This is a genomic window from Chitinophaga sp. SVR4-12A (assembly GCF_056754765.1).
Map to the genome: position 1 here is coordinate 3,587,763 of NZ_JBPGWP010000001.1, position 13,185 is coordinate 3,600,947.

General features: G+C 49.9%; 13 protein-coding genes. 5 read left to right on the top strand and 8 right to left on the bottom strand.

Annotated elements, in window-relative coordinates; translation table 11 throughout:
• Positions 1–81: 81 nt before the first annotated feature.
• The 4 genes from upp to ACR9Y8_RS14640 all read left to right on the top strand — a co-directional run bounded on the left by upp (position 82) and on the right by ACR9Y8_RS14640 (position 3,496).
• The gene (gene upp / locus ACR9Y8_RS14625; protein ID WP_481213981.1) at positions 82–735 is read left to right on the top strand and encodes a uracil phosphoribosyltransferase; all 654 of its coding nucleotides are present in this window, start codon (positions 82–84) and stop codon (positions 733–735) included.
• 107 nt (positions 736–842) lie between these two features.
• Complete coding sequence (locus ACR9Y8_RS14630) at positions 843–1,862, top strand: PorP/SprF family type IX secretion system membrane protein (protein WP_481213982.1); 1,020 nt, start codon at positions 843–845, stop codon at positions 1,860–1,862.
• Positions 1,863–2,021: 159 nt separating this feature from the next.
• A complete protein-coding gene (locus tag ACR9Y8_RS14635) occupies positions 2,022–2,786 on the top strand; it encodes an EI24 domain-containing protein (protein WP_481213983.1) in 765 nt (254 codons plus the stop codon).
• On the top strand, positions 2,786–3,496 hold the full coding sequence (locus tag ACR9Y8_RS14640) for an SAM-dependent methyltransferase (protein WP_481213984.1): 711 nt from the start codon (positions 2,786–2,788) through the stop codon (positions 3,494–3,496). Before ACR9Y8_RS14635 ends, ACR9Y8_RS14640 begins: the two co-directional genes overlap by 1 nt.
• On the opposite strand, the gene ACR9Y8_RS14645 is transcribed toward ACR9Y8_RS14640, so the two are convergent.
• Together ACR9Y8_RS14645 and ACR9Y8_RS14650 are read right to left on the bottom strand one after the other, a co-directional pair.
• On the bottom strand, positions 3,493–3,873 hold the full coding sequence (locus ACR9Y8_RS14645) for a hypothetical protein (RefSeq protein WP_481213985.1): 381 nt from the start codon (positions 3,871–3,873) through the stop codon (positions 3,493–3,495). The two genes, ACR9Y8_RS14640 and ACR9Y8_RS14645, sit on opposite strands and share 4 nt — an antisense overlap.
• Positions 3,874–4,011: 138 nt before the next feature.
• The gene (locus ACR9Y8_RS14650) at positions 4,012–5,388 is read right to left on the bottom strand and encodes a M20/M25/M40 family metallo-hydrolase (protein WP_481213986.1); all 1,377 of its coding nucleotides are present in this window, start codon (positions 5,386–5,388) and stop codon (positions 4,012–4,014) included.
• Between the two features lie 168 nt (positions 5,389–5,556).
• Between ACR9Y8_RS14650 and bshA the strand changes: the two genes are divergently transcribed.
• A complete protein-coding gene (gene bshA, locus ACR9Y8_RS14655; RefSeq protein WP_481213987.1) occupies positions 5,557–6,699 on the top strand; it encodes an N-acetyl-alpha-D-glucosaminyl L-malate synthase BshA in 1,143 nt (380 codons plus the stop codon).
• A 63-nt stretch (positions 6,700–6,762) separates the two neighbouring features.
• On the opposite strand, the gene ACR9Y8_RS14660 is transcribed toward bshA, so the two are convergent.
• The 6 genes from ACR9Y8_RS14660 to porV all read right to left on the bottom strand — a co-directional run bounded on the left by ACR9Y8_RS14660 (position 6,763) and on the right by porV (position 13,118).
• Positions 6,763–8,223, bottom strand: coding sequence for a murein hydrolase activator EnvC family protein (locus ACR9Y8_RS14660; RefSeq protein WP_481213988.1), 1,461 nt, complete (start codon positions 8,221–8,223; stop codon positions 6,763–6,765).
• Positions 8,224–8,300: 77 nt separating this feature from the next.
• Positions 8,301–9,119, bottom strand: coding sequence for a lipoprotein insertase outer membrane protein LolB1 (gene lolB1 / locus ACR9Y8_RS14665; RefSeq protein WP_481213989.1), 819 nt, complete (start codon positions 9,117–9,119; stop codon positions 8,301–8,303).
• A 34-nt stretch (positions 9,120–9,153) separates the two neighbouring features.
• A complete protein-coding gene (locus tag ACR9Y8_RS14670; RefSeq protein ID WP_481213990.1) occupies positions 9,154–10,914 on the bottom strand; it encodes a tetratricopeptide repeat protein in 1,761 nt (586 codons plus the stop codon).
• A 3-nt stretch (positions 10,915–10,917) separates the two neighbouring features.
• Positions 10,918–11,361: a dUTP diphosphatase gene (gene dut / locus ACR9Y8_RS14675; protein ID WP_481213991.1), complete on the bottom strand. Its 444-nt coding sequence runs from the start codon at positions 11,359–11,361 to the stop codon at positions 10,918–10,920.
• A gap of 61 nt (positions 11,362–11,422) precedes the next feature.
• The gene (ispF, locus tag ACR9Y8_RS14680) at positions 11,423–11,914 is read right to left on the bottom strand and encodes a 2-C-methyl-D-erythritol 2,4-cyclodiphosphate synthase (RefSeq protein WP_481213992.1); all 492 of its coding nucleotides are present in this window, start codon (positions 11,912–11,914) and stop codon (positions 11,423–11,425) included.
• A 7-nt stretch (positions 11,915–11,921) separates the two neighbouring features.
• Positions 11,922–13,118, bottom strand: a complete 1,197-nt coding sequence (gene porV, locus ACR9Y8_RS14685; protein ID WP_481213993.1) for a type IX secretion system outer membrane channel protein PorV — start codon at positions 13,116–13,118, stop codon at positions 11,922–11,924.
• Between the last annotated feature and the right edge of the window lie 67 nt (positions 13,119–13,185).

The window sequence follows — 13,185 nt, forward strand, 5'->3', positions numbered from 1 at the left end:
GTATGCGGAGGGTATATGGAACATGGAAAAAGGTAGGGGAAACGAAGGTTTTTTGGTATTTTGCCGCCCAAACGGCTAGTAATGATAATCAATCTTAGTGATACTAACTCATTGGTAGGTGAATGGTTAAGTGAGATCAGGAGTATGGAAATACAGACAGACCGCATGCGTTTCAGAAGAAATATGGAACGCCTGGGCGAGGTAGCTGCCTTTGAGATCAGTAAAACGCTGGAGTACGAGGAAAAAGAGGTGCAGACCCCACTGGGTATTGCCACCTGCCGGGTACTGAAGCAACAGCCTGTACTAGCCACCATCCTCCGGGCTGGTTTAGCCCTTCACCAGGGCCTGCTGCACTATTTTGACAAAGCCGATCACGCTTTTATATCCGCCTACCGGAAACACAACCGGGACGGCTCTTTTGATATCAGCCTGGAATATGTTTCCAGCCCTTCTATTGAAGACCAGGTGGTGATCCTTTCCGATCCCATGCTGGCCACAGGCGCTTCCCTGGTAAAAACCATCGAGCACCTCACAGACCTGGGCAAACCCAAGCATATCCACCTGGTGGTAGCTATTGCCTGCACGATCGGTATAGAGTACGTACAACGCCATGCCAGCACCAACATCAGCATCTGGGCCGGAGATATTGACGACGAGCTGACTGCCAAAGGCTATATAGTTCCGGGCCTGGGAGACGCCGGAGACCTGGCCTTCGGTAATAAGCTACAAAGCTGATACCTTACATATTATATGAATTTAATTTGAAATATTAACCACTTTTCGTACCTTACACTGGTAAAAGTGACTGTAATCCTATCCTATACCATAACGTATTAACCTTTATGAAAAAGGCATTACTTATTTTAACCATTATTCTCTATTTAATACCTGCAAGTCAGGCACAGGATCCGCATTTCTCGCAGTTCTTTGCCTCCCCGCTGACACTTAACCCTGCCTTTACAGGCCTGTTCTCCGGTGATTACCGTATAGCCGGTAACTACCGTTCCCAATGGAGAAGCATTGCCACTCCCTATATCACCGGAACCTTATCTGCCGATTTCAGTATACTGAAGAACGTTATATCCTATACGGATATATGGGGCGTAGGGATCATGGCGCTGTATGATAAAACAGGGGGTGGTGCATTGGTTTCCAACTATATAGCTATCAGCACCTCTTATCATAAAGGCCTGGACCCGGAAGGTAACCATACCCTGGCCATCGGCCTGCAGGGTGCATGGATGCAGAAAAGAGTGGACCAGAGCAAACTGATCTTCGAAAGCCAGATCGATAACAACGGTTATAACCCGGGACTGCCGAGCAGCGAAACCCTTACCAATCCCAAGATCTCCTATTTTGATCCGAATATTGGTATCCTGTATAACGGCCTGGTGGGCGAAGCTTCCAACATCTACCTGGGCGCTTCCTACTATCACGTTACACAGCCTACAGAAACTTTCATGAGCCAGAATAACAACCGGCTCAGCTACCGTTATACCATCCATGGTGGCGGCTCTTTCCCGGTACATGGCATTAACCGTATACACGCCAGCGCCCTGTACATGAAACAGAGCACTGCATCTGAAACTTCTTTCGGCGCTGCTTACGGCTTTAACCTGAGCGGCGTGCCGGATGATAATCCTACCATGTTCTACCTGGGTAGCTGGTACCGTTTAAAAGACGCCATCAACCCATACGTAGGTCTGGAGATCGGCGGTTTCAACGTAGGCCTCACTTATGACCTGAACGTGTCCAGCCTTAAACCGGCTTCTAACTATCGTGGTGGTATGGAAATATCTGTGATCTACATTCACCGTTCCAGCGAAAGCAGCAAGTACAAAACATTGTGCCCGAAATTCTAAAGGATCTGCGGGTTTAATACTTATAAAGTCTGAGGGCCTGACATGTTCGTGAACGTGTCAGGCCCTCAAACTTTATATGCCGTGCTAAATTTTATTTTTAGTTCGGCCGATTTTTAGTTACTTACCATTTTATTCTGTCATACTAAAATCAGCGGACCTGTGTTTTCGTTCAGAGAAGTACTAGCAGCAATACAATCCTACGGCAAAGCACACCAGTTCATCAGCCAGCACCGGCTGTGGAAGTGGATCCTGGTGCCCGGCATTATTTACTGCCTTTTATTCATTGCTGGTATTTATTTCGTGTGGAGTTATTCAGGCGAATTTGTGGAGTATCTCTTCGGACTGCTGCCGCTGCGCACCTGGATACAGGACCTGGAAAGCAGCTGGGTAAGCTTTGTATTTATCCTGCTGGCTTTTTCTATACGCATCATCCTGCTCTTACTTTACTTCGCTTATTTCAAATACCTGTTCCTGATACTGGGCTCTCCCCTGTTTGCCTACCTGTCTGAAAAAACAGAGGCTATCCTGCAACGCCGCGATTTTCCTTTCAGCATGGGACAATTCCTGAAAGACATTGCAAGGGGCGTTCGTCTTTCATTCCGCAATATGCTATACCAGACGATCTGCCTGCTGCTGCTGTTCATACTCTCCTTCATTCCGATACTTGGCTGGCTGACGCCGCTGGCGGGCTTCCTGATAGAATGCTACTTCTATGGCTTTTCAATGATGGACTATAGTTGCGAACGGCACCGCATGAACGTACGGCAAAGCATCGCCTTCATTAAAGAGCACAGGGGCATGGCCCTTGGCAATGGCATGGTATATTACCTGATGATGTTTGTACCAGTAGCGGGCTGGATACTGGCCCCTTCTTATGCTGTGATCGCCGCCACCATTCATTTACAAGATAAACGACTGCTGTAATGAACGCTCCCGGCAAAGTGTACCTGATACCGACGGTGTTGAGCCCTGATGCATTACAAACCATTCCCGCCTATATTACGGCCACCGTACAACCACTCCGGATCTTCTTCGTAGAGAATGAACGCACGGCAAGGCGCTATCTGAAAGCGCTTGACAGGAACATTAACATAGATGAGCTGCAGCTGCACCCCATGCACGAGAATCATCCTCCTGATACTGCGCTGGCTAAAAAATTATTATTGGAAGGGCATAACATCGGTATCATGAGCGAGGCCGGATGCCCGGCTATCGCAGATCCGGGTCACCTGGTAGTACAGGTGGCGCATCGTATCAATGCAGCCGTTATACCACTGGTGGGACCTAATTCCATCCTGCTGTCGCTGATGGCCTCTGGCATGAACGGACAAAACTTTCAATTTGTAGGATACCTGCCGGTGAAACCGCTGGAACGTGTAAAAACATTGAAGGAACTGGAAGCAGTGTCTCAAAAGAAAGGACAGACACAGATCTTTATCGAAGCGCCTTACCGCAATAACCAGCTGCTGAAAGATATACTGGCTAACTGTAAAGACCAAACGCAATTATGCATTGCAGCAGATATTACCGGACCGGAAGAGTACATCCGCACTAAAACCATTAAGGAATGGAAGACCGCTGTACCTGAACTGCATAAACGACCGGCCATCTTCCTGCTGTATGCAGACCGTTAATTCAGCGGCTCATTTCTTACCGCTACTATACTATCTACTATAAACTTGCTGAAGCCGCGCCAGGGAACGGCGCCGAGGTATTCTTTATAATGCAGCTCCACTATCTTACCACTGCAGGTCATCAGCTTCTGCGCCACCCGCTCGTTCACTACGGAGAATTCAAACTCATTAGATTGAAGGGAGCCGGGCTGTTTGGAGCGGTAGCCTGACTGGATCAGTCTTCCTTCATAGGTTTTAAAGAGATAACCCTTCTGCACAAAATAATTCAGCTCACCGGCCTTTACGCCACGGCCAAATACGAAGTAGTATTTGTAGGTAAAGTATCCCAGTAACAGGAGGAAGACAATCCCGACGATCATGAGTACAAATCTGCGCATAAAAAAGTTTAAAGTTTGATGTTTGAAGTTTGAGGTTGGTTAAAGGTTTGAGGTTTAGATTAGTTTTCCGGGCCAGGGCTGCAGGCTTGCAACCTTTAACTTCAAACCTCAAACCTCAAACCTCAAACTTCAAACGCTTTATAGTCCATGCTTATCTATCAGGTAAAGCAAGGCTGCCATGCTGAATGCGCCCAGCTCCAGCTCTCTTTTGTTCACTGCCTCGAACACATCTGATTGAGCATGGTGTATGTCAAAATAACGCTGGGAGTCAGGAGAAAGTTCACCGATGGGTATGCCCAAATGTTCGTTCAGGGGGCCTACATCGGTACCGCCGCCTTCTTCGTCAAAATCGTACAGGCCATAGGGCAGCAGCAGCTTAGCCCAGCTTTTTACTTTGGCGCGCTGCTCAGGGGATGCAGTGAGCGAAAAGCCGCGGGGTGTAAAACCACCGGCATCGCTTTCCAGTGCAAAGATGTGCTTTTCACCGGCAGCCTTGGCAGCGTCTGCATATTTCTGGCCGCCCCTGGTACCGTTCTCCTCGTTGGCAAATAGCACCACACGTAAGGTGTGTTTGGGCCGGATGCCAAGGGCTTTGAACGCGCGGAGCACTTCTATGGATTGTACGCAACCGGCGCCGTCATCATGCGCGCCTTCATTGACGTCCCAGGAATCCAGGTGGCCGCCTACGGTGATCACCTGTTCAGGATGTTCGCTGCCTTTCAGCTCAGCGATCACGTTGTGACCGATGGTATCAGGCAGGAAATGACAGGTAGTGCGCAGGTAGATCTTCATATCCTTATCATCGCTGATACGGTTGCTCAGCTTATCGGCATCTTCCAGCCCGATAGCTACTGCTGGTATTTTAGGAAAGGAGTCATTATACCGCATGGCCCCTGTGTGCGGGAAATTGTTGGCGGCATGCGACATGGAACGAACGATTACTGCCAGTGCGCCGTATTTGGCCGCCCTGCTGGCCCCCGCCGCGCGATACATGAACGCATCGCCATATGCATGAAAAGTTTTGATGAAAGTGGAATTGAAATGGTAGTTGTAGAAAACGATCTTCCCTTTCAACTGGTCTTTCTTGGTTTCCAGGTCGGCAAAAGAAGCTACTTCAATTACAGGAGCGGTAATCCCTTCCGGGCCGCTGCCTATGGAGTTGCCCAGCGCCAATACCTGCAGCGGTGGTACAAAATCCCGGCGTTTGGATATAATACGTACTTCTTCCTTATCACCCCTTACCCAGTGAGGTACCATGCACTCCTGCAGGTAAACGGTATCAGCACCGGCAGCTTTCAGGGCATCAAAACCCCATTTCTCTGCTTTGGGCATTTGCGGAGAGCCGGCCAGGCGGCCTCCAATCTCTTTGGTAAGCACTTTCAGGTTTGCATAGGCGGTGCTGTGCGTCAGCACATCATCGGCCAGCTTGCGTAAGGTAGTAGAATCCTCGTTCTGTTGTGCATGAGCTATAGATACGGAACAGGCTAATGTAACCGGTAAAAGGAAGCGTAGCATAAAGCAGGCAAATTTTTGCGCCTAAAACTAATCAATAAACCCTGTTATTACAAATTTGTGACGGATGAGGATGTGACAACCGGCGCCAATTGCTGAGGGCAAAACGCTATCTTTGTATCCTGCTTTAGGCAAGAGCTCTGAGCACTAAGCGGAAAAAATTGTAATTCCATGCGAATCGGTATAGTATGTTATCCTACCTACGGAGGTAGCGGCGTATTGGCGACTGAACTGGGCAAAGCCCTGGCGGACAAAGGCCATATGGTCCATTTCATCACCTATCAGCAACCAGTAAGGCTCAACGCATTTCATGCAAATATTTATTATCACGAAGTACAGGTGCCTACCTATCCTTTGTTCGATTTCCCGCCCTATGAATCTGCACTGAGCAGTACCATGGTTGACGTGATCTTGAACCAGCACCTTGACCTCCTGCACGTGCACTATGCCATTCCGCATGCCAGCACGGCTTACCTGGCCAAACAGATCGTAAGCAAACAAGGCCGGGTAGTGCCTTTCATCACCACCCTGCACGGTACAGATATTACGCTGGTGGGTAAAGACAAGACCTATGCGCCGGTGGTGACCTTCTCCATTAATGAATCGGACGCCATCACCGCCGTATCCAGCAACCTCCGGGAGGAGACCTATAAATCATTCCAGATAGAGAAAGATATTGAAGTGATCTACAACTTCGTGGACATTGAACGTTTCAAGCGCCGCGAGCTGTTACCCTTCAGGCAGGCCATTGCGCCTAATGGCGAAAAGATCCTGCTGCACGTATCCAACTTCCGTAAAGTAAAACGTGTACCCGACGTGGTGAAGATCTTCCAGCGGGTACGGGAACAGGTGCCAGCCAAACTGCTGCTGGTAGGCGACGGGCCTGACCGCCCGGCTATTGAATGTATGTGCCGCGACCTGCATTTATGTGATGATATCCGCTTTGTAGGTAAACAGGAACAGCTGGAAGATGTGATGTCTGTCAGCGATCTGTTCATCCTGCCGTCTGAATATGAAAGCTTCGGTCTTGCTGCCCTTGAGGCCATGGCTTCCGAGGTGCCGGTGATCTCCTCCAATGCAGGCGGTTTACCCGAAGTGAACATCCATGGCAAAACGGGTTATCTGAGCCCGGTAGGCGATGTGGCCTCCATGGCTGCCCATGTAATAGAGCTGTTAACAGACGAACGTAAGCTGGCCGCCATGCGCAAAGGCGCACTGGAACAGGCGCAGCGTTTTCATATCGACAATATTGTTCCGCAATATGAGGCTTTGTATGAGAGAGTGAGGGAGAAAGCGGCGGCGGTAAGTTACTAGCTATTAGCTGCTAGCTATTAGCCGCTAGCTAAATGCGAACGGCTAATAGCTAACAGCTAAGCGTTAGCGTCTCATGATCCAGATCTCTGGATTCTGTTTCACAGTGCCTTTATAGATCTGTAGTTCTACTTCACCCTGGTTTTCTATATCGTTGGTACTGGCCGTACCGATCATCTGGCCGGTGCGTACCTGGGAACCGGTTTTCACGGTTACCGTTTGCAGGCGCACGTAGTTGGTGAAGTACTGGCCATGGCGGATCATTACTACGTATCCGCTACCAGGTATTACCATTACCCTTCTTACTTCCCCATCAAATATAGATTTTACAGCAGCGCCTTTTGAAGTGGCGATGATGATACCGTCGTTCTCTACGTTAATCCGCTCAACCACCGCGTGATGCTGCTTACCAAAGTGACCAATGATATTACCGCTGCTCACAGGCCAGGGCAGTTTGCCACGGTTATTCTCAAAGCTTTCTGACAGGGCCAGGGCTTCAGGAGTAGCTTCCAGTACATTGGCGCTGCGGGAAGGCGCGGGTGCTGGTTTCTCTGGTTCCGGCTCCGGCGCTGCAGGTGTTTCCTTTACTGGAGGCGGCGGAGTGGCGGCTACGTTATTGTTATTATTGTTATTGGCAGCGGCGGCTTTCGCGGCAGCTTCCCTGGCGGCGGCCTCCCTGGCAGCAGCGGCTGCGGCCTTGCGGGCGGCTTCCTCGCGCCTGCGTTTTTCTTCAGCGGCTTTACGGCGGGCCAGCTCTTCTGCCTCCGCACGCTTACGCTCTTCTTCAATTTCTCGGCGGATTACTGCGCGGATGGCTGCCTGTACATTCTGCGCATCCTTCTTTCGTTTATTGATATCTGCCAGCAGCTCTTTTTCACGGCCTTTCAGCTTGGCCAGCACTTCATCTTTTTCCTTACGGTCCAGCTCCAGCGTTTTACGCTCATCCTGCTCGCTCTTCAGGGTGCTGGCCCTTTTTTCTTTCTGATCCTGCAGGCTTGATATTTTCTGCGACAGCAATTCCTGTGTTTCAACAATGTTGGTAGCCTGACGGCGGCGATAATCGCGGTATTGTTTCAGGTATTGGTAGCGCTTGACCGCGTCGTTGAAGTTCTGTGCAGAAAAGATAAAGTTCATCAGGTCATAGGCGCTGCGGTTCTTGTAAGCGTATACTACCAGCTGTGCATATTGCGCTTTCAGGGTATCAAGGTCTTTCTGCAATGTTTTTACATCGCGGTAAGCGGTATTGATATCCCCGTTGATGAAATTGATCTCTTCGTTGATATTGTTGATCAGGCGGGTGCGCAGAAAGATCTTGTTCTGCAGGGCCCTGAGCTGGCCCAGGCTTTCTTTGGTAGAGCGCTTGGTTTCTTTCAGCGCTTCATTGGCCTCATCTATTTCTTTCTGCAGCTCTTTTTTCCTGCGTTCCAGTTCTTCACGTGAAAGCTGGCTATTGTTCTGCGCTTTTGAAACGGCAGGTACCAACCATATTACAAGAATGAACGGGATAAGCTTCTTCAGATACAACATGATCATTTTAAGATGACTGCAAAAATTTTTCCTATAAACGTTAAAGTTAAATTACAAAATCCAATATACGGCAAAGATTATTCCTGTGTATACCCTGAAACCGGCACCGTAAACGGAAAGGTAAGCGGCTGGTTAAATTCCACACGATTAAAATCCATCGCTATCCTGGTGATATTCTTCTCTTCTACAAAGATGCGGCGGGTGGTGGCAAACCGGCGGCCGTCCATATCCTTGTACTCGCCGTAGGTGAGCTCGCAGGATCTGTTGCTGGCGGGGTCTTTATCCATCACCTTGCTTTGCTGCAACAGGTAATCGTCTGCAAACACGTTGAACAGACTGGTATATAACGTACTATCACAGCTGAATGATATAATAGCGGGCGTTTTTACCACCTGGTAAATGGAATCTGTAAGGAATACGGGGTTGCCGATGATCATGTCCTGCAGGGTACTGAAGTCGAAGGGAATGTTCAGCAGGTCGCGGGCATCGCGGAGGGCGCGCAGGTAGAGCCGCTTGTTGAACTTGTCGTATGCCTTCAGGCTGTCGGGGGTGATAATGGCACGGGCCACTTCTCCGATGATGGGCGCGGATACGGAGATCCATATCACGCTGTCCTTCTGCATACGGATGTTCGTGCTGATATTCTGCTGCCGTTGTTTATCGTTCTCAAAGTCTATCTTGAGCTTGGCAGAGAAAGTAGTATAGTTAATGCTGTTTTTCCTGATGCCGCTGAGCAGCGTGCCCTTTATGGCGGCCGCTTCGGCAGCTGCGCTGTCGGTGCCTGTTGTTACATGGGAGGTATCTCCCACCGTGAACACAGGCCGCGCTATCTGGCGTGAATGCCTGCAGGATACTAATATAAGACTGGCTACTCCTAGTAGAACTATTTGCTTCATAACCCAATTATCCAATTACGCACCGTGCGTAATGCTATAAATCAATATACCTTTTTTCTGCAATTTTTCTGGCCAGCCCAACAGAAGAAGCTCCCTTCTCCCTGGCGCGCTGCCAGTATTCAAGCGCTTTCGCCACATCTTTCAGATTGAACAGGATGTCTCCATAGTGCTCCAATACATTCGGATCTTTCTGTGCCTCGGGATCCTGCAGGGCCTTTTCTATCCACTGTCTGGCCTGCTCATATTTACCCATACGGAAGAGGACCCACGCGTAGGTGTCCATATAAGTAGCGCTTTCAGGCTGCAGTTCCAGTGAATGGCGCGACATCTGCTCTGCTTTTTCCAGGTGCTCTCCGCGCATGGAAAGATAATAGCTGTAGTTGTTTAACACTACGGCATCATCCGGCCGTACCAGTAAAGCGCGCTCATAGCTGCTGTCTGACTGCTGATGCTGGCCTACCGCATGATAGGAATCGCCCAGCAGGGAGTATACATCTCCCATAAAACGCTTATCCGCAGATCCCATGCTCAATGCATGGTTCAGTGAGCCGATAGCGTCGGGGTATTGTTGCAGCAGGTAAGAAGCTACTCCCTGGAAATAAAAGCCCATGAACTCTTCCGGGAACCGGGCGGTGACCAGCTTACTGGCTTTCAGTAGTTCAGCCGGGGCTTCTTTACGTGAATAGATCCACATCAGCTGATACCAAACGGAAAAGCGGGTAGAGTCCAGGCGGATGGCCTTGTTGTAATTTTCCAGTGCGCTGTCCAGCATATCCGCCTGTGAATACATATCGGCCTGCAGGGCATAGGCTTTCGCCTCCGTAGGATGGGCCTGTATTACAAGGCGGGTAAGCTGCAACCCTTCATGCAGCTTGGTGCTGTCTATCTGCATCATTTGCAGATAGGGATATACAAAGGCCACTTTTTCGTCTATGCTGTAATCCGGGTTGGAAAAGGCTTTGGTAAGATATTGCCAGTAATGGCTGCTGTCGCCCCGTTGTTTGGCGTAATTGGCCAGGGCAATGAGAGAGCGGGCATTGGTGCTGTCGCGCAACAGGATATTTTTGTAGATGGCGCTGGCTTCTTCAACACGGTCGTTGGCATCATACACTTCTGCCAGCAGCTGGTAATAACGTAGCTCCTGCGGGCTTTGGGCGATCAGCTTACGGATCTCGGCCGCAGCCTCATCTACCTTACTTTGCTTCAGCAGCAGGCGTTGCTTCTGGTAGATCAGCTCTTCCACCACGCCTGTTTTCTCTTCCAGCTGGTTCAGCACGGCGAGGGACTCGTCTATCTTACCGGCTTTGGAGAGGAGCATGGCCTTATTGAACATATAATCCTCGCTTTCAGGATACTGTCTGCTGAGACGGGCGTATACGGCCGCCGCGCTGTCAAACTGGTTGTTGATACCCAGCGCATCTGCGAGGGCCAGCTGAAACCAGCGATTGGTCGTGTCCATATTGGCGGCCCTGCGGGCAAAGCCCAGTGCATAGGCAGGGTTGTTCACTTCCATGAAAAGACGGGCCAGCTCGTAATATACTGTAGGATTCTGCCTGTTCAGGCGGAGATAATCTGAAAATTGTGTGATGGCGGTTTTATAGTCGCCCAGCATTTTGGAGCGCTGTGCGGCGAAGAAGAGGCTGTCAGAACGCTGTTGGAGCAGGGTAGGATCTTTTATGGCATACGCGCTTTTTATAGCACGCGCATTCCGGGCAGCCGGATATTTCTGACTACTGCAAGCACTCCATAAGACAAGAGCACATCCCAACCCTATTAAGGTTCTTAATACACGCATTCCTCAGGATTTTCCGGTGTGCCCGAAACCACCGTGCCCCCGATCTGTTGTTGTTAATATTTCCACTGCTTCCAGGGTCACCTGTGTAACCGGGGCTACCACCATCTGTGCGATGCGGTCGCCAGGCGCAATGGTTTGCGGTTCATTGGACAGATTGATCATGATCACCTTCAGCTCCCCCCGGTAATCTGCATCTATCGTGCCAGGGGTATTGAGCAGGGTAAGCCCCTGCTTGATTGCCAGGCCGCTGCGGGGCCTGACCTGTGCTTCGTAGCCTGCCGGTAATTCCATGAACAAACCAGTGGGCACCAACATTCTTTCCAGGGGCTGCAGTGTGATAGCGGTTTCCAGGTGCGCCCGCAGGTCCATACCTGCCGATTCGGCAGTTGCATAAGACGGCAGCGGGTTGGCCGACCTGTTTATGATCTTTACAATTATTTCAGCCATTCGGCAAAGATAACTCTCTCTGCCAAACAATCAGACCGATTTATAATGATTTATGAGATGATTAACGCCTCGGCATCTCTTCCAGCAGGACGGTGGCATAGGCCATTACCCCTTCCTCGCGGCCAACAAACCCCATTTTCTCGGTGGTGGTGGCCTTAACGGAGACATCATCCGGGGTAAGGTGCAGGATCCGTGCGATCACCTCCTGCATTTGCGGTACATACGGTTTTATTTTGGGAGCCTGCAGGCACAGGGTGCTGTCTACATTCACCACCTGGTAACCTTTCTGTGCGATCAGTGAAAAGCAGCGCTTCAGCAGGATCTTACTGTCTATGTTCTTATAGGTATTATCCGTATCCGGAAAATGAAACCCGATGTCTCCCAGGCTCAGGGCCCCTAACATGGCGTCGCAGATGGCGTGTAACAGCACATCTGCATCGCTGTGGCCCATTGCCCCTTTATGATGCGGCACCAGTACGCCGCCTAACCAGAAATCACGTCCTTCTGTCAGTTGATGGAAGTCTACTCCCTGTCCTATTCTAATTTTCGCCATTATATACTTACCAGTTACTTGTAGTGGTGCCTGTGCTTCCATCTCCTTCACCACCCAGGTTGAAGCTGAGGGTAAAGCGCAGCGTGTTGGAAAGCGGGTTACGCTGGATACCGGTACCAGAAGGTACCAGGTAAGAGAAATTCAAACCAAATACATCGTATTTAATACCGATACCGGCTGTGAAATATTTACGATTGCCTTTGTACTTGTTTTCATTGTAGTAGCCCGCCCTTACTGCAAACATATCGTTATACCAGTATTCTGCACCAGCTGAAAACATCAGCTCCTTCAGCTCTTCGCTGAAACCGCCGGGCGCATCTCCGAAGGAGGAGAAGATGGATTCCACCACGCCTTTATCACGCCAGGCATTGCTGCCATTAGCCGTATCGGGTGTAGGCACCAGCAGCTTGTTGATGTCAAGGGCCAGGGTGATTTTGTTAAATTCATCCAGCCCGAAGGTATAGGCAGTACCAATACCCAGGTTGGTAGGAATGAAATCTTTATACTGTGCGGATTGTGTGTAGGAGATCTTGGTGCCGATATTGGTGATAGCCACACCGAAGTTCCAGGTATTTACTGCGCCGTTATCTTTTTCGTAGTCCTTAGTATGGAAAGCGCTGATATCACCTGCAAATGCTTTACCCGGGCGTACCACACGGCCGTTGATATCGCCGCTGGCCAGGTTAGAGTAGATATAACGAAGCGCCACGCCTACAGACCAGTTATCAGACAGCTTACGCGCATAACCCGCATCGAACGCGTATTCGCGCGGACGGTAGTCGTAAGTGGGCATGCCGGTGATATCCGTAAAGTTGATGGTACCCAGGGAGAAATATCTTAAGGAAGCGCCCAGGGTCTCTATGTCGTTCAGTTTATAGTAGCCGCTGAGGTTAGCCAGGAACACATCGTTCACCAGCTCTTTCAGCCATGGAGTATAGGTAACAGCCACTGAGGCCTTGCCAGGTGCAAAGGGTAGCTTGGAAAGGTTCCAGTAAGTGGAATTTGCATCGGGAGAGAGGGCTACTCCCACATCACCCATCGCGCCACTCCTGGCATCAGGGGAAATCCGGAGGAAAGGAACAGCAGTGTTGATAGTGTTGCTGGTGCGCCCATCAGTCTGGCCAGGATTAATCTGTGCTGAGGTCTCTAAACAGGAGAAAATGCTGTAGATGAACACGAGGCTCAATGTTACCTTACGGATCATGTAATAATGATATTTGGAATAAGATGTAAAAATAATGCCTAATTTAAAATATTCAACAAAAGGGGCC